We start from the raw sequence: 22,641 nt of genomic DNA on the forward strand, positions 1-22,641 counted from the left end.
GGATTCGAGGCCCTTGGCTTCTAGTTCTAAATCGAATTATTCGATTGAACCACCATTGGCCTCGTATCCGGCATAAAAAGCTGCGTAAAACGCTGGCTTCGTAGCATGCCAAGTAGAAGGCTTATTGGTTGTATGAGCAGAAGGAATTACAGCAGAACGCAATGCGTTTGCTGATACGAATGATGCGTTAGACATATTCGTTCCTTCCATTCATTTTCAACTTCGCCATGAAGTTGAAGCCATAAGGATAAACCATGGCTTGAGGTACTGGCAAGGTAATTAATTCCGGCCATAAATGAGCGTGAATCGGCTAGTTGATCAGGCCAGCTTCTGCCAAGAATCGAGAAGCTTTACCTCTATAGCTCAGGCGAAGATCTGACTTAGCCCGTGTAATTCCAACATAGAACAAGCGACGTTCTTCATCAATAGATGCTTGATCACCTGTGGTGCTGTTGTTTTCGAATGGCAAAATTCCATCACTAACACCGATTAGAAATACACGCTCCCATTCAAGACCCTTAGCCGCATGCAAAGTCGCAAGGGTTGTAACAGGCATTGTTGGTGGATTGTTTTGCTGAACGCGATCTTCGACTTCTCGCAAATAGGCACGCAGGTTCTTTGGTGTAAAGCCAGAGTCACTGTCGAGCTCACGTGCCAGATGAAGAAGAGCTGCAATGCCATCGATCGCTCCCCCTGTTAAAAAGGGTTGAGCTAATGTTCGAAGTTCATCTAACCAAACAACACCTTCGGTAGGAATAACAGATGCTGTGCGAACCTGCTTTAAGAAATCACGAACCTCTTTACGTTCAAAAAAACGTTCGGTATTTCGAACTTGATACGGCAAGTTTGCCGCGTTCATTGCTTTTTCTAATCCATTTAACTGGCTGTTAGTGCGTGCCAGCACAGCAATTTCTTGAGCAGGCGTTCCTTCAGATATTAACTGCGTAATGTCCCGAACTATCCCAGCTATCTCGGCAGACTCATCGCTATAGGGCGTAATTGTTGGCTTACTGCCATGATCATTAATTGCAACTAACTCGTTGCCCATCGCGCCTTTTCGCAAAATGCTATTAGCGGTAAAGATGATTTCCGGGGTTGATCGATATCCGGTTGTAAGACGCACAACTTCTGCTTCTGGAAAGCGTTGTGTGAATGAATTCAGGAATACTGGTGTGGCACCGGCAAATGAGTAAATAGTTTGTGCAGGATCGCCAACAACACATAATTCCTGGCGTGAACCAAGCCAGGCGTTGATTAATCGCTGCTGTAGCGGTGAAATATCCTGGTATTCATCAACTGTGAAGAATCGGTATTGATCTTGCACTCTTTCTCGAACTTCACGTTCTTCTTCAATCATTGCAGTTGTCAGCAACAAAACATCTTCAAAATCAATAGCCCGCTCTTGGTGCTTAACGCTTTCATAAGCCGTATAAACCTTGGCTAATTGCTCAGGATTTATGCGTGGTTTGACGGTGCGCTTTTGAGATTCACTTAGGTAATCAGAAGGTGCGATTTGTGAAACCTTGGCCCATTCAATCTCTGTTGCAATATCTCGCAGCAAATCACGCGAGGAGATCGAGAGCTCACCTTGTAGTTGTGCACGCTTGATCGCTTCAGTGAGAAATCCGCTCTTTGTAGTGAGTAAATCAGGGGTGCGACCTCCAAAAACCTGTGGCCAAAAGAAGGTGAGCTGCTTAAGGGCTGCTGCGTGAATAGTGCGGGCTGCAACGGATGGAACACCAAGTGAGCGCAATCGTGTGCGCATTTCACCTGCAGCGCGCGCGGTAAAGGTAAGTGCCAAAACTTTGTGTGGATCCATGGTGCCAATAGCTGCCGCATATGCGATGCGGTGTGTGATTGAACGGGTCTTTCCAGTTCCGGCCCCTGCAATAACGCAAACAGGACCCCGAGTAGCAAGTGCGACTGCGCGTTGTTCGTTATCTAGTGCCTCAAGAATTTCCTCGGCGCGTAAGTTACCTACGGTCTCCACGATTCACCACCGCGCAACTGATCCCGGGTGTATCCATCAACCCGCGTATACCAAGCTTCGATCATGCGACGTGCAACAGATATTTTTGGAGGCAGCAAAATGTCTTGCGCATCAACAGCTGCTTTCATTTCATCACGAGAAAACCAGCGTACTTCAGTTATCTCCGTGCCATCAGGACGAGCCTCTTCTGGGCGATGAGTAATTGCTTCAAATGCAATCATGATCGATGCAGGAAATGGCCATGGCTGTGAGGTTAAGTACCTAATCTCTGACGCATAAACGCCTGCTTCTTCAAATACTTCGCGCGATACACACTCTTCAAAAGATTCACCTGTTTCAACAAATCCTGCAAAAGTTGAGAATCGCTTCTCCGGCCAGATTGGTTGATGACCTAAAAGGATGCGATCATCTTTATCTTTTACCAAAACAATAACTGCAGGGTCTGTGCGTGGATGATGTTGTGTTAAATCTTCAGGGCAAACACGAACACTTCCACCAAGATCGCTCACAGTCTTGGCACCACATCTGGCGCAATAGGTATGTGTCCAATGCCAGTTAGCTAATCCAACTGCGTGCATTGCAAGTGCTAGTTCGTCAGCATCTAGATTGCCACCAACTTCACGCAAGGCTTTAAAACCTTCATACTTTCGTTTCTCAAACTCTTCGGTTCCATCATCTACAGGTGGATTGATCCAGGTTGTGCGCCAAGCAAAGTAAGCCTGGTTGTCATCTCGACCAACGCCTAAGAAAAAGCGATCACCTTCTTCAAATACCTCCTGAGCCGCAGTCACAGCAGCAGCATCGATAAAGGTCAGTGAATCATCACCAGCGCTCAAGCGAGCATCAACTAAATGAATAATCTGAGCCGTTTTCCAGAGCTGGGCCAATTTGGCAGCATCGCTGCGCAGCTCGCTTTCGCGATTTATTGGTGACAATGCGCTCATAGGGGTGAACGCTACTAGCCTTGGGCAATGCGCGTAACCTCTTGGAATTTGCTGCACGGAATGGCCATTCCCCCAGACCCAACCGTTGATGCCTCGGCCCTTTTAGAGGCAGAAATACTCAATTTAAAGAGCGATGTTATTGGCGTCCAAGAAGTGGACTATTTTCTAGAACGATCTGGAAACCACAATCAGGTTGGAAACATTGCACGGGTAATGGGGGCTGCCAATTGGGCTTTTGCACCATCATTGTTTGGTAATCCTGATGAAAAATGGCGTAAACCTGAAGCGAATGACTTAAAAATTGTGACAGACAAAAGTCAAGAAGGTGAAGCCGGGTATGGAATCGGAATGATTTCGCACTTACCGGTTAAATCTTGGCATCGTTTAGATCTCAAAGGTGCCCCTATTGGTGTATTCATGATGTTTCCAGTTGATGGAAAAATGAAACGTTTTTATGTGCGCGATCATCCACGAAGCGCGCTTGCTGCCCATTTAGAAAATGGCTGGTTGATAATTAACACTCATCTTTCTTTTGTGCCATTTTTCAACTACAGACAATTAGTTCAAATTAAACGCTGGTCACACACACTCGGAGTTGACTCCAGCAAAATACTCTTCATGGGAGATATGAATATTCCATTTAGAAAATTAGTAGAAGGTTTAAAGTGGAACTCTCTAGCCACTGGTAAAACATTCCCAAGCTGGGGACCTAAAGTCGAAATCGATTACATGCTCTCGCAAACCCTTAAACCTGGCGATGTAAAGCAAATTTCCTACACACATGCTGGGATGAGTGATCACTTACCATTGCAGATAGATATTCCGACTGAATAATTTTCGCTACTGGTTTGATTAATCCAACTACTGCTGTAAATCAACTGCAGTAATCAAGGCAATCAAAGCAGCTTCATCTAACAAATCAGCTGGCTGGTCAGTAACTCCCGTTGGCACGTAGTGGAATGCCGCAGAGATCTTTGAGATGTCACAGCCAGATAGTTTTGCCCACGCCAAGCGATACATCGCTAACTGAACCTGCGCAGATTTTCCTAACTGCTTTGACCCAGTCTTCCAATCCACCACCTGGAAACCATCTCCGTCACGATAAATTGCATCAATTCGCCCCCTAATGAGCACGCCAGCGATAGTTGTCTCAAAAGGGACTTCAACTCGGGCTGGTGTGCGATTAGCAAAGCTGCTTTTTAACCAAGCAGCCTTTAGATCCTCTAATTTTGAATCATCATCTAGTGGGTCTAGGTAATCTAAGTACTCATCACCAAATAATGTAGCTGCATCTGTGAATTGACGCTCAACCCATAAGTGAAATGCAGTTCCACGTCGCGAATACTGATCTTGTCCCCGTGGCATTGGGCGGCGAATGTTGAGAGCAAGCTCATGTGGGTTCTCATGCAAGGCGACCAAAGTCGATGTGGAAAGTCGTGTAGGCAAAGCAACCTGAACAACATCTGAGGCACGATTTCGTTGCTCGGTAATTAAACTATGGGCATCCATAATCCAGGAATTGACTTCTTCATCCTGCGAGTCAACTAGTGGATGAACATCAGATGCATTCACTAGTGCGATCGCTGCATCAAATTGTGCGCGCTTATCCCCTAAATAATCTCGTGGCCAAATGGCGGTCAGTGGATTTTCAAGCGTTGGATTCTCTGCATCGTCATCAGGTGCCGCCACATCGGATATCAATCGACCACCGTTGGCACTTGCAGCACCTGAAATCAAAGTAAAGATGTTTGAAGGAGAAACAGAGTTGGCACCATCTCGCCACCAAGAAGTTGTGCAGATCAAATGTGTGCGAGCACGGGTCACGGCAACGTATGCAAGCCGCATTTCCTCGCGCATCTTGATGTGATCAACACATTGGCGCGCAAATTCTTTGATCGCCTTTGCTGCTTCACTGTTTTTGGTAATTCCATCTAATGTAAAACGTGGAAGCTCGTGAGCATCACCACGCAAAGCAAAAGGCACATGCTTTTCATTCTTCAACCAGTTATCCGGGTCAGAGCGATTAACCCCAGGGAAGGTGCCTTCAGATAATCCAGGCACAGCCACCACGTCCCACTCAGCACCCTTTGCCATGTGAACTGTGAGGATTTGGACCACATCTGTGCGTACTTCAGGGGCTCCAACCTTTAAGCCACCTTCTTCATCAGATGCGATATCTAGCCAATCCAAAAATGCTGAAACAGATCCACCACTTCTTTCAAACTTTGAGGCCTCATCCAAGAATCTATCTAGGTGGCGACGACCAGTTTGCGAGCCCTCCCGCAAAGTAATTTCTGATTCAAGGGTTAAGTAGTTTTCAATTTCAGTCACCAGATCTGTGATCTGACCCCCTGCACGAGAACGCAGTCGGCGCAGATCTTGTGCAAATGAAACTAGTCGTTGATATCCAAGATCACTAAATCCACTCTTTTTCGCTGACGTAATCTCATCTAGCGCATCAATGATTGATCCTGAGAACTGATCATCGGCTTCTAGTTGATCAGGGTTGCCTGCAGCAATCTTCTTTATGAAACTCTTGGAGTCAGCATGCATAGCCTTTGCGCGTTCACGACTAAATGCACCAAGTGCAGCAATGTCTCGTGGGCCCAAATTAATTCTGGCACCTGTCAGATGGCGCATCAAAGATGATCCAGCATCAGGATCGGTAATGATTTTCATCAAAGTAACTACATCTGCCACCTCTGGAATGTGAATTAATCCACCAATTCCAATTACCTCAACGGGTAGACCTTGCTCGCGCAGCGCATTTTCAATAGAGACTATTTGACTGCGCTTTCGAACTAAGACGGCAAAGGACTTCTTTTCTTCTGGCTTCCAGAGCGCTTTGAAATACTCAGCAATAGCTTGTGACTCAGTCTCAACAGTTTCATAGATTCCATAAGCAAGTTCTCCATCTCCTGCTCCAGTCCTTGCTTCTAGTTCAACAACTTGCTGCCCGCCTGCTGCTTTGATTTCAGCACTGATGGTGTTTGCCGCAGCCAAGATAATCTTGTCATTGCGGAATGTTCTTGGCAGTGAGAACTCTTCGGTGCCAGTTTGACCCTGCGCCTTAGGAAAGTACTTACTAAATGAAGCCATCGTGCCGGCAGAGGCTCCGCGCCATGTGTAAATGGCCTGCGATGGGTCTCCCACAGCCATGACTGGGTGTCCTGCCCTATAGAGAGAAGACAACATGCGCACCTGAGATTGTGATGTGTCTTGGTACTCATCAAGTAAAACAACGGTGTATTTGCCACGCTCTAAGGTGCCAACATCTTCAAAGTTTTGCGCAATATCTGCAGCCAACGACATCTGATCATCAAATGAAAGTTCCCCGGCTGCTTTTCGACGCTCCATGAAAGCTTCGACCATTGGCAATAGTCCATTACGTTGTCGCATTGCACGGGCAACTGCTCGCGTATCTTCATTGGTATTACCGGCAAGTAGCTGTAGCTTCTCGAGCATGTCGTTGCCGATTGCTTCAATATCTGATGCCTTAACTTGATGTTCTAGCATCAACTTTGAAAGACCAAGCAAATCCTTAATCACTGTGCTCACAGCACTGTCATTTCGATAGGAATCATCTGACCAGTTGCGCACAACATCAGATGCAATCTGCCAAATAGCCGCTTCACCTAGTGGATCTGCATCAGCATCTATTCCATAGCGGATTGCATGTTCACTAAGGAGTTTGCCTGCATAGGAGTGATAGGTAGTAACTGCGGTGCTTGTTGAGGTGATGTGCTTAAACTCTTCAAGTTGGGAAAGCTGACGCAAACGCTTACGTATTCGAACAGAGAGTTCGCCAGCCGCCTTGCGGGTAAAGGTAAGACCTAAGATTTGATCAGGGGTTGCAAGCCCATTAGCAACTAAATACAACACACGGTTGCTCATAGTTTCAGTCTTACCTGAACCAGCACCTGCGATAACGACAGCAGGTTCTAGTCCGCTACTTATGATCGCTGATTGATGTTCAGTGATTGGTTTAATCTCTGAACCAAATTTTTTCTGAAGCTTTTCAATAATCTCTTCAGGTGTGTACTGGGCTTTTGTCATCACTCAATCACCGCCCGACCATCACTTTGAACAGGGCAGGATTTCCTTACTGGGCAGCCTTTACAGCGCTTATTGACGGTGGCAAAGAAGGTTGCAGCACCCATGCCTTCACCAATAGTTTCGATCGTTGCCTTAGTTTCTTCCAGATCTATCGCATATTGCTGTCGAATAGAAGGGCCGGCACTATCAGTGCCCAAATACACAAGTTCTGCTCCTGAAGACTTAGTGCCTTCTGCAAATCCGCCTTCTGCAACTCCTAATTGATAACTGGCAAGCTGCAGATTCTTCTTTGCATCTTCTTTGCTGATTGCAGTGTTACCAGTTTTAAAGTCAATAATAAAGAGTGAGCCATCTGCCTCAACCTCAAGTCGATCCACAGTTCCGATAATGCGCGCACGACCCAACTTCACATCAAAACGTAATTCGGCACCTTTGATTTCTCGCTTTGTTTCCTTATGGTACTCAACAAACTTTTCAAGCATTGTGACCGCAGATTCAAGGTGTGAGGCACTGACCCATCCACTTTCAGGATCAATCAACTTCCAAGAGTTTTCTAGAGACTGAATTAATTGATCTCGGCTTATTTCTGGCTCTTGCACCATCTTGGCCGCAAATGCGTGAATCGCAGAACCCAAAACTTGCGCAGTACTATCGCCATCTGATCCACCATTGTTTTGGAGGAACCATTTCACGCCACATTCCAAAAAGCTTTCAGCACCTGATGGCGAGACAATAACTTCTTTGTCTGGATCAATCACAGGTGCATCAGTACTTAACGGAACAGAACCAATCCAGCTCGCCGGATTTGCTAGGTAAATACCCTCAGCGCTCATCGCCTTTAGTAACGCAGCAGCCTCTTTAGCCTTTGGTCCAGCTAACTGGCCGCGCAGTTCGGCAACCAAGGCAGGTGCTGTAATAGGACGAGGAACATCGGCTAAGACGGGCTCCTTACCCTTAACTGGACTCAACATGACTTCGATCTCTTCAAAAAATTGTGATGGTTCTTCATCTTCACGTTGGACGGCGGTTACGAAAAGTGATTGTTTTGCGCGGGTTAGAGCCACATGAAACAGCCGCTTTTCATCCTGCATGAGGCCATTGGCTGCAATGACATCTAATTGATCTCTTGGTGTTTCTGGATTGCGCTTGCGCTCTACTAATCGTTCAGCACCTAGAAGCGAAGAACGCTGCTTTAAGTTAGGCCAAGTTCCCTCTTGTAAACCTGCGATTGCAACTAAATCCCATTGACGACCTTTGGCGCTGTGCACGGTGAGAATCTCTACAAAATCTGGTCGCACTCCCTTGGCGGTAATAACATCGCCGGCAATGTCCTCTTGTGCCACTTCATTGATAAAGGCAGCTGGACCTGACAATGGAAAGCGTTCAGAGTAACGAGCTGCTGATTCAAACAACTGCATCATTGCATCAAGATCTCGATCAGCAGCTGCTCCCCGGATTCCTGGACGCAACGCTTGATTGCACCAAGCAACAGCTAACTTTTGACCATCACTTGTTTTTGCGTTATCCCAAATAAACCACAAGAGGTCATCGGCCAAAGCGCTTTTATTACGTGCAATTGCTTTGGCACCCTTTAACAGCTCATGAACTCGAAGGACACTGTCGGCACCTTCAATAAACAACTCACCGTCAACTATTGCATCTAGCAATAACTGTGTGCCGGAGCGCTCATCACCTTCTGGGCGGGCGGTAATCATCGCTCTGCGAATACGGCGCAAGGAAATTGAATCAGCGCCTCCAAATTCAGAAAGCAATAGTCGCTCTGCGGTGTCAAGATTAAGTGGTTGTGCACCGATTGCTACACGTGCTAATAACAAGAACGGTGTAATTGCAGGATTGCCAGCTAAGGCTTGAAGTTCAGATGCAACAGGAATACCAACCTGTGAAAATGCCCGACGCAGCGCAGATGCCTGAACTCCTGGTGAGCGCAAGATAACTGCCATGTCACTATATGAAATTCCTTGACGCAGATGTGCGCTGCGGAATTGATGGGCGATAAAGGCTGCCTCTTCCGCCCCACTTCTAAAGCGATGAACCCCAACAAAACCTTGATTTTCAACCGCCGCAGAGCGTTTTCTGGTTACTGGGGATCCCGGAAACTTCTGCACATACTTATGTCCAACTTCAAAGATTGCCTTTGCGTTGCGATAGACATGACCCAAAACAATTTCCTTCGCGCGATATGGGTCTAGCGCTGCTGACAATCCATCAGGATCTGCGCCACGGAATCGGCCCACTGCGCTATCTGCATCAGCACAGATGATTACATCCTTGCCTGCAAGCAATGCCAATAGTTCGCGTTGTGTGGGATCGCTTTCCTGAAACTCATCCACCATGATTGTGGTAAAACGAGTGCGAAGTTCATCAAGCAAATCTGGATTATTGCGTAAGTGGATCGATGCGCGGGAGACTAACTCTGATGGATCGATACGCAGCTTCGCATCCTGTGCGCTGAACTCACGCATCACCATTGAATTGGTGTATCTCTTCCAGAAAGCAGCTGCTGCTACCCAATACTTCTCACTTTCTTGCAGGCCTAACTCCGCTAACTCATCTGCATCTACTCCACGTTCAGATGCACGCAAAATCAAATCGCGGAGTTCTCGAGCAAACCCATTAGTTGTTAACGCCTTGTGCAGATCTTCCGGCCATTCTTTAAAACCATCTTCGATATCACCTTGCAGGAGTTCGCGGATGTAACTCTCTTGTTCTGGCCCACTGAGCAAAATTGGATCTGGATCCCCCTTTGCCTTCATCTTCAAAATCGAAAATGCCAGCGAATGAAATGTTCTGGCTAATGGCTCAAACATTGTTTTAGTTGTGCGAAGCGCAATGGCATCACGTAATTCAGATGCTCTCTCGCGACCATAGGTCAGCAAGAGAATTGAGTCTGGGTTTTGTCCCTCTTGGATCCGAGCAAGTGCTGCTTCAACTAAAACTGTTGTTTTACCTGTGCCTGGTCCACCTTGCACAACAATGGGGCAACCACGATGAGTAACAGCAGCCAACTGTTCGGGATCCAAAGCCGCAGGGGCAGCCTTAATCACCTGTCGCACAAGGCTGAATGGCTGCTTACTCACAGTGAGCATCTTGCCTCAGAGAGGTGACAAATTGAGGCAGAACATGAAAAAGGCCCGCGTTAAGTGATTAACACGGGCCATTTCCTTTTCAATTAATTAACGTTCAGGTTTGCCTTCTTCGCACGAGATGTAGCACGTGCTCGCTCGTCACCGTTGAGAACAACCTTGCGGATACGCACTACAGCAGGTGTTACTTCCACGCACTCATCTTCGCGGCAGAATTCAAGAGCACCTTCCATGTTGAGCTTCTTAGGCGGAATCAAACGCTCTGATTCATCAGTTCCTGAAGCACGCATGTTTGTAAGCTTCTTTTCACGAACACAGTTAACGTCCATGTCATCGTTACGAGAGTTCTCGCCAATAACCATGCCTTCATACACTTCATCGCCTGGCTCTACGAAAATAGTTCCACGATCTTGTGTTCCATAGAGTGCATATGAGGTAACTGTTCCCATGCGGTCTGACACAAGTGATCCAGTTGCACGCGTGCGAATATCTCCGAACCAAGGCTCGTAACCATCAAAGACGTGGTGGAGCAAACCAGTTCCACGAGTTTCAGTTAAGAACTCAGTTCTAAAACCAATAAGCCCACGTGATGGAACCTTGTAATCAAGACGGATCCAACCGGTTCCGTGATTAACCATTTGCTCCATGCGACCCTTACGAAGTGCCATCAACTGTGTAAGAACACCGAGATACTCTTCTGGTGCATCAATTGTTAAGCGCTCCATTGGCTCGTGAACCTTGCCATCAATCTTCTTGATAACTACCTGTGGCTTACCAACAGTTAGTTCAAAGCCTTCGCGCTTCATGATTTCAACAAGGACTGCTAGCTGTAGTTCTCCGCGGCCCTGAACTTCCCAAGTATCTGGACGATCAGTGTTGAGAACACGCAATGAAACGTTACCGACTAGTTCTGCATCCAAACGTCCCTTAACTTGGCGCGCAGTAAGCAGTTTGCCGCTCTTGCCTGCCAAAGGAGATGTATTAATACCGATTGTCATGGAAATAGATGGTTCATCAACGATGATCAAAGGAAGTGCGTGTGGGTTTTCATTATCAGCCAGGGTCTCGCCCAATGTAATGGTGTCGATACCAGCCACGGCAATGATGTCTCCAGGGTGTGCCTCTAGCGCTGGAACGCGCTCTAGCGCTTCAGTAATAAGTAACTCTGAAATCTTCACGCGCTCCGTTGTGCCATCTGTCTTAATCCAAGTGACGTTCTGACCCTTTTTAATAACACCTTCGCGCACACGACATAGTGCAAGACGACCCAAGAATGGTGATGAGTCAAGGTTTGTAACGTGTGCTTGCAATGGCGCACCTTCATGATATTCAGGTGCTGGAATTGCGGTGAAAATTGTGTCAAACAAAACATCCAAGTTTGTCTCTTCTGGCATTCCACCATCTGCAGGACGAGTCAATGAAGCACGGCCAGCTTTTGCTGATGCATAGACAACCGGGAATTCAATCTGCTCTTCATTTGCTCCAAGGTCAAGGAATAACTCATATGCCTCGTCAACAACTTCTGCGATACGAGAGTCTGGACGGTCAACCTTGTTGATCAACAAGATAACTGGCAAATTCTTTTCTAGCGCTTTACGCAAAACGAAACGTGTTTGTGGCAGTGGACCTTCTGATGCATCTACCAACAAGATAACGCCGTCAACCATTTCAAGACCGCGCTCTACTTCGCCGCCGAAGTCTGCGTGGCCTGGTGTATCAATAATGTTAACGATTGTGTTGCCGCGCTTAACAGCTGTGTTCTTGGCAAGAATCGTAATTCCCTTTTCGCGTTCTAGATCCATTGAATCCATCATGCGATCCTGGCCTTCGCCCTGAACCTTGTGTGCTGCAAATGCACCGGACTGCCACAACATCGCATCAACCAGTGTTGTCTTTCCATGGTCAACGTGGGCAATGATCGCGACGTTACGCAGATCGTCGCGCTTTTTTACTGGCAGGTTTTTTAGATGCTCTTGAATCTTGGCCACGAAAACTACTTTCCTTAGGAAGCCAGCCCTATATAAGGCCTTGCCTCTATCAACGATTTGGTCTTGCAGAGGCCAATTCAATCAGCCGCACGTGTTTATTCTACCTTTTGCGGTGCATATGGACTAATCAGCCCGTTATTTGCGGGATAAATGGGGTGCTTTTCGCACATATTGCAGCACTGGGGATTCTAAGAAGCGCCACGATAATGCTGCGATACATATTGACCCTATGAGAACGATGCTACTTAACACAACCCATTCGGATGTATCAGTGACCGCGTAGTAAACATAATTCTTCCCCGCTTTTCGTTCAATGAATACGATCAACACCATATGCCAGAGATAAATACTGAAGGAAAGCTTGGCGATCCAGGCAAAAACCTTATTGTCCAAAGCTCTATAGGTGTGGGCGCTAAATGCTGATGCAACCAACACTGACGCCATAAGAATTGCATAAAAAGGGGCGAGGTATGGTTGATCAGTTAGGCGATCAGGCGCTCCGACTACCAATCGATCGGCTACCAGCCAAATCGCAGCAAGTGCGAAAAAAATGGCTGCACAATCAAAATAGCGCGACTTTGCAGTTCCCCGAGATCTCAGTGCCACGATAATTAATGCTGCAAGCGAGCCACACAAAAATTGAGCAAAAAAGGTGTTGATATTCCAATACGGAAGCCATTGTTTTGCACCACCAGTTAGTCCGTATTGCCATCCCTTTGAAACATTGCTTGTCATGAATGTATTTATGATCAATGGGTTGAGTAATTGCAGCAGAACAATCGACACCACCAAGCTTGCAATCGCATGAGATAACTTCTTCACGCTTTTGATGATTAAGAAAAGAACAATTGGAAGTAATAAGTAGCAGGAAACTTCAAGACCAATAGACCAGAGTGGGCCATTGATCTCGGCAGGAAAAAATGTTGAGTAGTGGTAGCTATTAATAAAGAAAAGACCTGAGAGAAAGCGCCACCAATTGATATCTTGATTAAAGACCCATAATCCAAGAAAAGTACACACAGTCAAGTTCAGCCAAAATGCAGGGATGATGCGGGCTCCCCGATTGATCAGATAAAGCTTGAGTGAAGGACTTGGTTCTTTGTTAGCAAAGTTATTCCAAAAGGGAAGTGAGAGAAGACAGCCTGACAATACAAAGAAAAGGCTGACACCAACTTCGCCCCGCATGCCAAAGAAGTGGAGCGCTTGAAGCCAGTCTGGTGAATTGGTCGGATTCAATCGCTGGGAGGTGTGGTGCAACACCACCATCAGACACGCAAGTGCCCGTAATCCGTCAGCTCCCGGAATTCTTACGGGTTGCATCTTCATGGAGCGAGGTTATCCGAAGAACTAGAAAAAGTGTTTAATCGTTTTGAGGGAAACCTAAGTTAATTCCACCATGGCTTGGATCTAACCAGCGGCTTGTAACAACTTTGCCGCGCGTAAAGAAGTGAACACCTTCGGTGCCATGTGCATGAGAATCACCAAATAAAGAGTTCTTCCATCCACCAAATGAGTAATACGCCATTGGCACAGGAATCGGAACATTAATACCCACCATTCCAACCTCTACCTCATTCTGGAATCTACGAGCTGCGCCGCCATCATTTGTGAAGATCGCTGTTCCATTTCCATATTGATGTGAGTTCACTAAATTCAATGCTTCGTCATATGTCTTAACCCGAATAATGCTTAGAACTGGGCCAAAGATTTCATCTTTATAGATAGACATTTCTGGGCTCACATTGTCAAACAAGGTAGGGCCCAGCCAGAAGCCATCTCCGGCAATTTCTAGTGTGCGACCATCGACCACAACAGTTGCACCTTCATTACTTCCAGCCTCAATATAGGAAGCAACTTTGTCGCGGTGAACTTTAGTAACAAGGGGTCCCATGTCAGAGCCTTGTGTGCCATCACCAGTTTTAATCGAAGACATACGTGATTTAATCTTTTCAACAAGGGCTGATGCAATTGGCTCTACTGCAACAATTGCAGAGATTGCCATGCACCGCTCACCTGCTGAACCAAAGCCAGCGTTAATTGCGGCATCTGCTGCAAGTTCAAGGTCAGCATCAGGCAGAACAATCATGTGGTTTTTAGCTCCACCTAATGCTTGCACGCGCTTGCCAGCTTTAGTGCCTGTCTCATAGACATAACGTGCAATAGGAGTTGAACCAACAAATGAAACAGACTTTATTCCTGGGTGTGTAAGCAGGGCATCAACTGCCTCTTTATCACCGTGAACCACATTAAAGACTCCATCAGGTAATCCTGCTTCTTTCCATAACTGTGCCAGGAACATAACGGCAGAAGGATCTTTTTCAGATGGCTTAACAACAACTGTGTTTCCACATGCAATTGCAACAGGGAAGAACCACATTGGAACCATCGCTGGAAAGTTAAAGGGAGAAATAATTGCAACTGGGCCAAGTGCCTGGCGGATTGAATACACATCAACACCAGTTGATACCTCTTCTGAAAAACCACCCTTGAGTAGATGTGGGATTCCGCAAGCAAACTCAACAACTTCCAGACCTCGGGTTACCTCACCGGCAGCATCGCTTAATACTTTTCCATGCTCATCGGTAATGAGGGCGGCAATTTTTTCCTTGTTTTGCTGGACTAGCTCACGAAAGGCAAAAAGAACTTGGGTTCGCTTTGTTAAAGAACTATGACGCCAAGACGTGAAAGCTTCAGTTGCAGCAGCTACTGTGCGATCAACTGTTGCTGCATCAGCAAAGGCAACGGTTTTGGTGACCTTTCCGGTTGCAGGGTTAAAAACTTCTCCGCTGCGCGGCGCGGCATGGGTATCAAGGGCGCCATTAATCCAATGCGTTATCTGGGTCATAGGTGCAATCTACTTCAGAGGTTTATGATGGCGCTACTAACTACAAAGGGTTCGAGGACACAGATGAGCGCTCCAATTAATGATCCAGCAAAGCAAGCGGCAGTTAGCGCTGCTGACCATGAATACGTTTTTCACTCATGGTCTGCCCAAGGAGCAATTTCGCCGATGCCCATTGCAAGTGGTGCTGGATCGCGCTTTTGGGATTTTGAAGGCAAGACCTACTTAGATTTTTCTTCACAACTAGTTTTCACAAATATCGGACACCAGCACCCTAAGGTGATTAAAGCGATTCAAGCCCAAGCTGAGGTAATCACAACAGTTGCCCCGCAGCATGCCAATGAGGCTCGCAATGAAGCGGCGCAAAGAATTGTTGAGTTAGCTGGCGATAACTTTGCCAAAGTCTTTTTCACAAACGGCGGCGCCGATGCCATTGAAAATGCTATTCGCATGGCCCGTATGCACACACATAAACACAAGGTGCTTTCAACATATCGTTCCTATCATGGCAATACAGGTGCTGCGATCAATGCAACTGGAGATCCCCGCAGATTTCCTAATGAGTTTGCCTTCGGTCATGTGCATTTCTGGGGACCATATCTCTATCGCACAGCATTCTGGGCAAAGGATGAGGCGGAAGAGTGCAAGCGTGCCTTAGAACATCTTGAACAAACAATTATTTTTGAAGGTCCAAACACTATTGCGGCAATTTTAATTGAATCTATTCCAGGAACAGCTGGAGTGTTAGTTCCACCTAAGGGATATCTAGAAGGTGTGCGTGCGCTATGTGACAAGTACAAGATCATGTGGATTGCAGATGAAGTGATGTCTGGCTTTGGTCGCACCGGTAAATGGTTTGCCTACCAACACTCAAGCGTTGTTCCTGATCTGATTACCTTTGCAAAGGGTGTTACCTCCGGTTACATCCAACTTGGTGGCGTTGTCATCAGTAAAGAAATTTCACACACCTTTGATGACAAGGTCTTTGCTGGTGGTCTTACCTATATGGGTCACCCAATGGCATGTGCAACTGCGGTTGCAACTATTGATGTTATGAAGGAAGAGAAGATGCTAGAAAACGCCACCATGATCGGTGAAACGATTCTGGGTCCAGGCCTTGCTGAATTAGCTAAGAAGCACAAGGTTATTGGCGATATTCGCGGTGCTGGAGTGTTCTGGGGTGTTGATCTAGTCAGTGATCGTGCAACACATGAGCCACTTGCTCCTTATGGTGCATCAAGTCCTGCCATGAATGAGTTAGTTGCAGCCTGCAAGAAGAATGGACTAATGCCATTTAATAATTTCAACAGAGTTCACTTATGCCCGCCATGCAATATCTCTGTGGAAGATGCCAAGCTTGGTCTTGAGATTCTGGATAAGTCTTTAGCTGAAATTGGAAAGTACTACACCGGCGTTTAGACGTTGAATCTAAATTCGACTACATCTCCATCTTGCATGATGTAGTCCTTGCCTTCCATTCGAACCTTGCCCTTTGCTTTGGCTTCAACCATGGTGCCTGCCGCCATTAGTTCATCAAAGCTAACGATTTCAGCCTTAATAAATCCCTTTTGAAAATCTGTGTGAATAACTCCTGCTGCCATTGGCGCGGTGTCACCTTTGTGAATTGTCCACGCGCGAGTTTCTTTTGGACCAGCAGTCAAATATGTCTGTAATCCCAAAGTATCAAAGCCAACACGTGCCAAGGTTGCAAGTCCTGGTTCTTTCAAACCAATTGATTGAAGCAATTCAAGGGCGTCTTCATCACTTAACTCTGCCAACTCTGCCTCTGTTTTTGCATCCAAGAAAATCGCTTCTGCTGGGGCAACTAGTGCTTGCAACTTAGCCTTTAAATCTGAATCATTAATTTCGGCAGCATCGACATTAAATACATACAAAAATGGTTTTGCAGTTAAGAGGTGAAGCTCGGCCAATAGTTCACGATCAATAGGACTCTGTGACAACGGCTTTCCAGATTGCAACCAATCATTGGCAGCCTTTACCGCCTCCAGGATTGGAGCCTTCTCTTTTGCAACACGTGCCTCTTTTTCAAGACGAGGAATTGCTTTTTCAATTGTCTGTAAATCTGCGAGCGCTAATTCTGTGTTTATTGTTTCCATGTCAGATGCTGGATCAATACGGCCATCAACATGGACAACATCGCCATCGCTAAATACACGGATCACCTGGCAGATTGCATCGGTGTCACGAATATTTGTCAGGAACTTATTTCCAAGTCCGGCACCTTCTGATGCACCCTTAACAATTCCTGCGATATCGACGAAAGAGACAACAGCTGGCAGTAGTTTCTCTGAACCAAAGACTGTGGCTAGCTTGGCTAGGCGCTCATCTGGCACTCCCACCATTCCCACGTTGGGCTCAATGGTGGCAAAGGGGTAGTTAGCAGCCAAAACGTTGTTCTTGGTCAAGGCATTAAAAAGGGTGGACTTTCCCACGTTTGGCAGTCCGACGATTCCGATTGAGAGGCTCACTGGGGTAAGCCTACGCGGGATTGTCAGTGGTCACTGCCACCATAGGCCCATGCCCGCATACGTAGTGACCTTAGTAATAGGACTGATCGCAGGATCTGCGATTGGATACCTCTTTTCCTCCCTGAAATCCAAGGATTCAGCAGGTAATCAAGCCCTGCTCGATGATTACAAGATCCAACTGGAGGCAGAACGAGGTAAGACTGAATCTGCCATCAAGTTAAATGCAGAGTTAGTAGCAGTGAAAGAATCAGTTACAAAGCTAACTACCCAGGCCAATGAAGCTAATCTCAGCCGCACACAAGCTGAAGCAAATCTGAATACAACTATTCTAGAAATGCGCCGTGCCTCGGAATCAATCTTTGATGAAACAAAAAAGATCGCTGGAGCTCTTTCTAATGCACAGACCCGTGGCAAGTTTGGTGAGGCTCAGTTAGAGCTACTGCTGCAAGGGGCAGGGCTGCGAGAAGGACATGAATACACCGCGCAGCGCTCAACTACAGATTCTGACTCTTCTGGCATTCCAGATGTAACAGTCAAGATGCCCGGTGGTTCCCAATTATTTATTGACTCTAAGTTTCCTTTTGAACGTTTTCTTGATGCCTTCGCCACAGATGATCAAGCGTTGCGAGATCAACACCTTCAGCAACATGGCAAGGATTTGATGAAGCATGTTGATGCGCTCTCAAAGCGTGGCTATCACAAATCACAGGGTTCACCTGATTTCGTTGTTCTTTTTGTGCCCTTTGAAACTTTGCTCTCTGAAGCCCTTCGCACAGATCCTCAATTTCTGGAAAAGGCCTTTAAAGTCGGTGTCACTGTTGCAACCCCAACCTCAATGATGGCGCTACTTCGCACCATTGGCTATATCTTCACTCGCAACAAGTTAGCTGAAAATGCTGATGAAATTCAAAAGGTGGCAAGCACTTTCTTGAAAAACATCACTTTGCTTCACACAAAGATTGTGGCTGTCGGTAAAGCAATTTCGCAAACATCTAAAGCATATGAAGATCTTGTCCCTACAGCTGAAAAGACTGTATTGGCACCTGCTAGAAGAATCCATAACTTAGGTGTTACTGGAGATAAAGATAAGTTAGCTATTGAGTACCCAGAGGCACCGGGCGCAGTACGGGATCTAAAGAATGCAGAGTTAGATGGCGGAGATGATTACATTGATGCAGAAGAGGTAGATGAGAAATGAGTTCATTACAAAAAATTAAGATTCAAGGCCCTGGCCTAAAGAAGCAAGGAATCGTCATCCTGCAAACCATCTTCATTGGATTCTTTGTTTTTATTGAGATGACATTGCGCTCTGGTGTTGGAATCCTCACGGGTATTGCTATTTGTGTGGGCCTTTATGGCTCACTTCGCTTTGGTCGCACAGGAACAAGCTATGTTTCAGTTGTAACTCCCCCATTGGCTTTTGCTGGATCCGTTCTTGCCATGATTCTTCTTCGTGAAGGTTTCAGACCTTCTCGAGTTGGCATTGATTTCATCGCAGCTCTTGCCTCTGTTGCTCCGTATTTAATTATCGCTGCTGTGTATGGCTGGTTTGTCTTCCTTAATCAAAAAGCCAAGAGCAAACCATCAAAACGTAAGGTTGCTGTAGAACAGGATTAAGCCTGACCTGCCGCCTTCATATCTTTGCGAAGCTCTGGTGGTAGGGCGAAAAGCAGTGACTCTTCTGCCGCGGTAATCTCTTGAACATCCTTAAAGCCGTGCTCGTTCAAAGTAGCTAAAACGTCTTTAACGAGAATCTCAGGAACTGATGCACCACTTGTTAGGCCAATAGTTTCCACGCCCGTAAACCACTCATCTTGAATCTCTTCGGCGTAATCGACCAGATAAGAAGCCTTTGCACCGTATTCCAGCGCAACTTCAACCAAGCGCACTGAATTACTGGAGTTACGAGAGCCAACCACAATTACTAAATCAGCTTGAGGTGCGATTTCTTTGATCGCTTCTTGACGATTTTGGGTGGCATAACAAATGTCATCACTAGGTGGTGCCTGAATATCTGGAAAACGCTCTTTTAAGATTGCAACAGCTTCCATCGTTTCATCAACAGATAAAGTTGTTTGCGATAACCAGACTAAGTTCTTGCCCGGTGTTGGTTGGATTGTGCGAGCACCATCTAAGCCATCGACGATGCGAACACGATCTGGTGCTTCACCTGCTGTGCCCTCAACCTCTTCATGGCCATGGTGACCAATAAGCAAAATTTCAGAATCTTCTGTAGCAAAACGGCGCACCTCGTGGTGAACCTTGGTAACCAAGGGACAGGTTGCATCAATAGTTTTTAGATTACGAGCTGCTGCTTGCTCATGAACAAGTGGTGAAACTCCATGGGCGGAGAAGACAACTGTCTTACCCTCTGGAACTTCATCTGTTTCCTCGACAAAGATCGCGCCCTTTGCTTCCAGGGAGGCAACAACGTGGACGTTGTGCACGATCTGCTTGCGCACATAGACCGGTGCGCCATAGAGAGCCAACGCTTTTTCTACAGTAACAACGGCGCGATCCACCCCTGCGCAATATCCGCGAGGCGCTGCCAGTAGAACTCTCTTAGTCATGGGGTCAGTCTATTAGGCTCATCCCATGTTCGAAACTTCAAGTGAATCCCCGGCCCCGGTTCGGGTCGTCTCTGAAGCGATCAAGGATTACGTTGATCGGCTAGGTCCTATCTGGATCGAAGGCGAAATCAGCGAGTTAAACGAGCGCAGCGGCATGATGGCATTTATGCGCCTGCGTGACACATCGGTAGATATGTCGATCTCGGTCATGTGTCACAAATCGGTGATTGCCACCGTTAAGCCACTGCCCGATAACGCACGAGTTGTTATGTATGCAAAGCCATCCTGGTATACCAAGAATGGTTCCCTCTCTTTTTCTGCCCGTGAGATTCGCCAAGTTGGTGTGGGCGAATTGCTGGCTCGTCTTGAAGCTCTTAAAAACCTATTGGCAACTGAAGGACTCTTTGATTCAGATAGAAAAGTTGCCCTGCCCTTGCTGCCTAAAGTTATTGGGCTGATCTGTGGTCGCAATACCGATGCTGAAAAAGATGTAGTTGAAAATGCAAAGCGTCGCTGGCCTAGTGTGCAATTTGAAATTCGTGAAGTAACTGTGCAAGGCGCAGCTGCAGTATCTGAAGTCTCAGATGCCTTGCGCGAATTAGAAGCCAATAAAGATGTGGAGGTAATCATCATTACCCGCGGTGGTGGATCCTTTGAAGATCTCTTGCCCTTTAGCGATGAATCTTTAGTGCGATTAGCAGCATCGTGCACAACACCAATTGTCTCTGCCATCGGCCATGAAAAAGACTCTCCCCTTTTGGATTTAGTGGCAGATTACCGAGCATCCACACCAACAGATGCTGCAAAGAGAGTTGTTCCAGATATTGCAGAAGAGATTGCAATGATCGGTGCGATGCGTGATCGGGCCCGTCGCACCTTGGTAAATCGCATCAACCTTGAAGCAACCCAAATCGCTAACTTTAAAAACCGCCCCGTCATGAAAGATCCCCAAGTTTTAATCACAACTAGGGCTGAAATCATCGCTGGGCTGCGTGATCGCTCAAATCGCTCCTTTGCCCACCAATTGGAGTTGGCCAAAGAGGAGCTCAAGCAGGTCAAGGCACGGGTGCGGGCGCTTTCACCGCAAGCAACTTTGGATCGAGGGTATTCAGTAGTTCAGTTACAGGATGGGCAGATAGTCACAGATCCAAAGAAGTTAAAGCAGGGCGATTTATTACGTCTTCGTTTTGCTAAGGGCGAGACCAAAGCCACAGCCACCGGCGAGTAAAGAGAGAGTAGATTTAGCACATGAGCGAAGCCAAAAAGATCTCCTATGAAGCAGCCAGAGATGAGCTAGCTGAAGTTGTCGAAGCCCTTGAAGAGGGCAGTGCAACATTGGAAGAGTCATTGAAGTTGTGGGAGCGCGGCGAAGAGTTAGCCAAGATCTGTCAGGAATGGTTGGACGGGGCTAAGAAAAAACTTGATGCGGTAAAGCCGTAGATATCCCATGCCTAATTTTTCATACTCTGATTTATTGCCACTTGGTGCGGACACAACTAAGTACCGCCTCATTGGCACAGAGGGCGTCAGCGTTGTAAAGCTTGGCGATAAAGAGTTTTTGCAGGTTGAGCCTGTAGCACTTGAAAAGTTAACCTCAGAAGCAATCCATGACATCAACCATTACCTTCGCCCAGCACACCTGCAGCAGTTAACAAATATTGTTAATGACCCAGAGGCTTCCCCTAATGATCGCTTCGTGGCGATTGATCTTTTGAAAAATGCCAACATCGCAGCTGGTGGAGTCTTGCCGATGTGCCAAGACACAGGAACCGCATTGGTTATGGGCAAGAAGGGCCAATACGTATTAACGACCGGCAAAGATGAGGTTGCGATTTCTCAAGGTATTTATGATGCCTATACCCAACTCAATCTTCGCTATTCACAAATGGCCCCTGTCACAACGTGGGAGGAGAAAAACACAGGTAACAACCTGCCCGCCCAAATCGAGATCTATGCAGATAGCGATCATCAGGATGAGTACAACTTTATGTTTATCGCCAAAGGCGGCGGAAGTGCTAATAAATCATTTTTATATCAAGAAACAAAGGCAGTTTTAAACCCCACCTCATTTATGAATTGGCTGGATGAAAAGCTGCGCTCGATTGGAACGGCGGCATGTCCTCCGTATCACTTGGCAATTGTCATTGGTGGCACAAGTGCCGAACACACGGTGAAGACAGCAAAGCTTGCCAGCACTAAGTATTTGGATTCATTGCCAACTTCAGGGGATGCAGCAACCGGGCATGGGTTCCGAGATCTTGAGTTGGAACAAAAGGTTCTAGAACTCACCCGCACTCTAGGAATTGGTGCTCAATTTGGTGGCAAGTACTTCTGCCACGATGTTCGAGTTGTTCGCTTGCCGCGACATGGTGCATCACTGCCTATTGCGATCGCAGTTTCCTGTTCGGCGGATCGTCAAGCAAAGGCCAAGATCACTAAGGATGGAATTTTCCTAGAAGAACTAGAGCGCGATCCTGCACATTTCTTACCTGAAACAACTGATGCCCACCTCAATGATGATGTGGTTGCAATTGATTTGAATCAGCCAATGGCAGATGTGTTAGCCCAACTCTCACAGCACCCTGTTAAGACCCGACTTTCACTCACTGGCACCTTAGTTGTGGCCCGAGACCTTGCCCACGCCAAGATCAAAGCGCT

General features: G+C 46.7%; 17 protein-coding genes. 7 read left to right on the top strand and 10 right to left on the bottom strand.

The genetic code is table 11. From position 1 onward, the window contains the following. Positions 1-36: 36 nt before the first annotated feature. The 3 genes from AC9UH7_RS03010 to nudC all read right to left on the bottom strand — a co-directional run bounded on the left by AC9UH7_RS03010 (position 37) and on the right by nudC (position 2,934). Positions 37-195 (bottom strand): hypothetical protein, encoded by a 159-nt coding sequence (locus AC9UH7_RS03010; RefSeq protein ID WP_509526618.1) that lies wholly within the window; start codon positions 193-195, stop codon positions 37-39. A gap of 115 nt (positions 196-310) precedes the next feature. Continuing rightward, positions 311-1,990 (bottom strand): ATP-dependent helicase, encoded by a 1,680-nt coding sequence (locus AC9UH7_RS03015; RefSeq protein ID WP_509594874.1) that lies wholly within the window; start codon positions 1,988-1,990, stop codon positions 311-313. Then, the gene (gene nudC, locus AC9UH7_RS03020; RefSeq protein WP_509594877.1) at positions 1,978-2,934 is read right to left on the bottom strand and encodes an NAD(+) diphosphatase; all 957 of its coding nucleotides are present in this window, start codon (positions 2,932-2,934) and stop codon (positions 1,978-1,980) included. The genes AC9UH7_RS03015 and nudC overlap by 13 nt, the downstream gene beginning before the upstream one ends. A 27-nt stretch (positions 2,935-2,961) precedes the next feature. On the opposite strand from nudC, the gene AC9UH7_RS03025 reads away from it, so the two are divergent. Further along, positions 2,962-3,768, top strand: coding sequence for an endonuclease/exonuclease/phosphatase family protein (locus AC9UH7_RS03025; RefSeq protein WP_509594879.1), 807 nt, complete (start codon positions 2,962-2,964; stop codon positions 3,766-3,768). A 27-nt stretch (positions 3,769-3,795) separates the two neighbouring features. On the opposite strand, the gene AC9UH7_RS03030 is transcribed toward AC9UH7_RS03025, so the two are convergent. From AC9UH7_RS03030 to AC9UH7_RS03050, 5 genes are all read right to left on the bottom strand, one after another. Next, positions 3,796-6,990 (bottom strand): ATP-dependent helicase, encoded by a 3,195-nt coding sequence (locus AC9UH7_RS03030; protein ID WP_509594882.1) that lies wholly within the window; start codon positions 6,988-6,990, stop codon positions 3,796-3,798. After that, a complete protein-coding gene (locus tag AC9UH7_RS03035; protein WP_509594884.1) occupies positions 6,990-10,097 on the bottom strand; it encodes an ATP-dependent helicase in 3,108 nt (1,035 codons plus the stop codon). Before AC9UH7_RS03035 ends, AC9UH7_RS03030 begins: the two co-directional genes overlap by 1 nt. Positions 10,098-10,180: 83 nt before the next feature. After that, positions 10,181-12,082 carry a translational GTPase TypA gene (gene typA, locus AC9UH7_RS03040; protein ID WP_509594886.1) on the bottom strand — a complete coding sequence of 634 codons (1,902 nt, stop codon included), beginning with the start codon at positions 12,080-12,082 and terminating at the stop codon, positions 10,181-10,183. Between the two features lie 135 nt (positions 12,083-12,217). After that, on the bottom strand, positions 12,218-13,408 hold the full coding sequence (locus AC9UH7_RS03045) for an acyltransferase family protein (RefSeq protein WP_509594888.1): 1,191 nt from the start codon (positions 13,406-13,408) through the stop codon (positions 12,218-12,220). A 34-nt stretch (positions 13,409-13,442) separates the two neighbouring features. Then, positions 13,443-14,927: a CoA-acylating methylmalonate-semialdehyde dehydrogenase gene (locus AC9UH7_RS03050; protein ID WP_509594891.1), complete on the bottom strand. Its 1,485-nt coding sequence runs from the start codon at positions 14,925-14,927 to the stop codon at positions 13,443-13,445. Positions 14,928-14,990: 63 nt separating this feature from the next. Here AC9UH7_RS03050 and AC9UH7_RS03055 point away from each other — a divergent pair, with 63 nt between their 5' ends. Beyond that, on the top strand, positions 14,991-16,343 hold the full coding sequence (locus tag AC9UH7_RS03055; RefSeq protein WP_509594894.1) for an aspartate aminotransferase family protein: 1,353 nt from the start codon (positions 14,991-14,993) through the stop codon (positions 16,341-16,343). Here AC9UH7_RS03055 and ychF read toward each other — a convergent pair. Then, positions 16,340-17,413, bottom strand: a complete 1,074-nt coding sequence (gene ychF, locus AC9UH7_RS03060; protein WP_509594896.1) for a redox-regulated ATPase YchF — start codon at positions 17,411-17,413, stop codon at positions 16,340-16,342. The two genes, AC9UH7_RS03055 and ychF, sit on opposite strands and share 4 nt — an antisense overlap. Positions 17,414-17,462: 49 nt before the next feature. On the opposite strand from ychF, the gene AC9UH7_RS03065 reads away from it, so the two are divergent. Beyond that, positions 17,463-18,611, top strand: a complete 1,149-nt coding sequence (locus AC9UH7_RS03065; RefSeq protein WP_509594899.1) for a DNA recombination protein RmuC — start codon at positions 17,463-17,465, stop codon at positions 18,609-18,611. After that, a complete protein-coding gene (locus tag AC9UH7_RS03070; protein WP_509594902.1) occupies positions 18,608-19,030 on the top strand; it encodes a hypothetical protein in 423 nt (140 codons plus the stop codon). Before AC9UH7_RS03065 ends, AC9UH7_RS03070 begins: the two co-directional genes overlap by 4 nt. Here the strand turns inward: AC9UH7_RS03070 and AC9UH7_RS03075 are convergent. After that, positions 19,027-19,983, bottom strand: a complete 957-nt coding sequence (locus AC9UH7_RS03075) for a 4-hydroxy-3-methylbut-2-enyl diphosphate reductase (protein ID WP_509594905.1) — start codon at positions 19,981-19,983, stop codon at positions 19,027-19,029. The two genes, AC9UH7_RS03070 and AC9UH7_RS03075, sit on opposite strands and share 4 nt — an antisense overlap. Before the next feature lie 25 nt (positions 19,984-20,008). On the opposite strand from AC9UH7_RS03075, the gene xseA reads away from it, so the two are divergent. The 3 genes from xseA to AC9UH7_RS03090 form a co-directional block, all read left to right on the top strand. Beyond that, positions 20,009-21,211 carry an exodeoxyribonuclease VII large subunit gene (xseA, locus tag AC9UH7_RS03080; protein WP_509594908.1) on the top strand — a complete coding sequence of 401 codons (1,203 nt, stop codon included), beginning with the start codon at positions 20,009-20,011 and terminating at the stop codon, positions 21,209-21,211. Between the two features lie 20 nt (positions 21,212-21,231). Beyond that, entirely contained in the window at positions 21,232-21,423 is a 192-nt protein-coding gene (locus AC9UH7_RS03085; protein ID WP_509594911.1) for an exodeoxyribonuclease VII small subunit, read from the top strand. Positions 21,424-21,430: 7 nt separating this feature from the next. After that, on the top strand, positions 21,431-22,641 hold a 1,211-nt coding region (locus AC9UH7_RS03090; protein WP_509594913.1), incomplete at its 3' end, for a fumarate hydratase.

The sequence above is a fragment of the Candidatus Planktophila sp. genome (genome assembly GCF_044348745.1).
In the GTDB taxonomy this organism is placed as follows: domain Bacteria; phylum Actinomycetota; class Actinomycetes; order Nanopelagicales; family Nanopelagicaceae; genus Planktophila.

Excerpts from the sequence above, each read along its gene's own strand:
- AC9UH7_RS03010 (WP_509526618.1), bottom strand. The coding sequence starts at position 195 with ATGTCTAACGCATCATTCGTATCAGCAAACGCATTGCGTTCTGCTGTA.
- nudC (WP_509594877.1), bottom strand. The coding sequence starts at position 2,934 with ATGAGCGCATTGTCACCAATAAATCGCGAAAGCGAGCTGCGCAGCGAT.
- AC9UH7_RS03025 (WP_509594879.1), top strand. The coding sequence starts at position 2,962 with ATGCGCGTAACCTCTTGGAATTTGCTGCACGGAATGGCCATTCCCCCA.
- AC9UH7_RS03030 (WP_509594882.1), bottom strand. The coding sequence starts at position 6,990 with ATGACAAAAGCCCAGTACACACCTGAAGAGATTATTGAAAAGCTTCAG.
- AC9UH7_RS03035 (WP_509594884.1), bottom strand. The coding sequence starts at position 10,097 with ATGCTCACTGTGAGTAAGCAGCCATTCAGCCTTGTGCGACAGGTGATT.
- AC9UH7_RS03045 (WP_509594888.1), bottom strand. The coding sequence starts at position 13,408 with ATGAAGATGCAACCCGTAAGAATTCCGGGAGCTGACGGATTACGGGCA.
- AC9UH7_RS03050 (WP_509594891.1), bottom strand. The coding sequence starts at position 14,927 with ATGACCCAGATAACGCATTGGATTAATGGCGCCCTTGATACCCATGCC.
- AC9UH7_RS03055 (WP_509594894.1), top strand. The coding sequence starts at position 14,991 with ATGAGCGCTCCAATTAATGATCCAGCAAAGCAAGCGGCAGTTAGCGCT.
- AC9UH7_RS03065 (WP_509594899.1), top strand. The coding sequence starts at position 17,463 with ATGCCCGCATACGTAGTGACCTTAGTAATAGGACTGATCGCAGGATCT.
- AC9UH7_RS03070 (WP_509594902.1), top strand. The coding sequence starts at position 18,608 with ATGAGTTCATTACAAAAAATTAAGATTCAAGGCCCTGGCCTAAAGAAG.
- AC9UH7_RS03075 (WP_509594905.1), bottom strand. The coding sequence starts at position 19,983 with ATGACTAAGAGAGTTCTACTGGCAGCGCCTCGCGGATATTGCGCAGGG.
- xseA (WP_509594908.1), top strand. The coding sequence starts at position 20,009 with ATGTTCGAAACTTCAAGTGAATCCCCGGCCCCGGTTCGGGTCGTCTCT.
- AC9UH7_RS03085 (WP_509594911.1), top strand. The coding sequence starts at position 21,232 with ATGAGCGAAGCCAAAAAGATCTCCTATGAAGCAGCCAGAGATGAGCTA.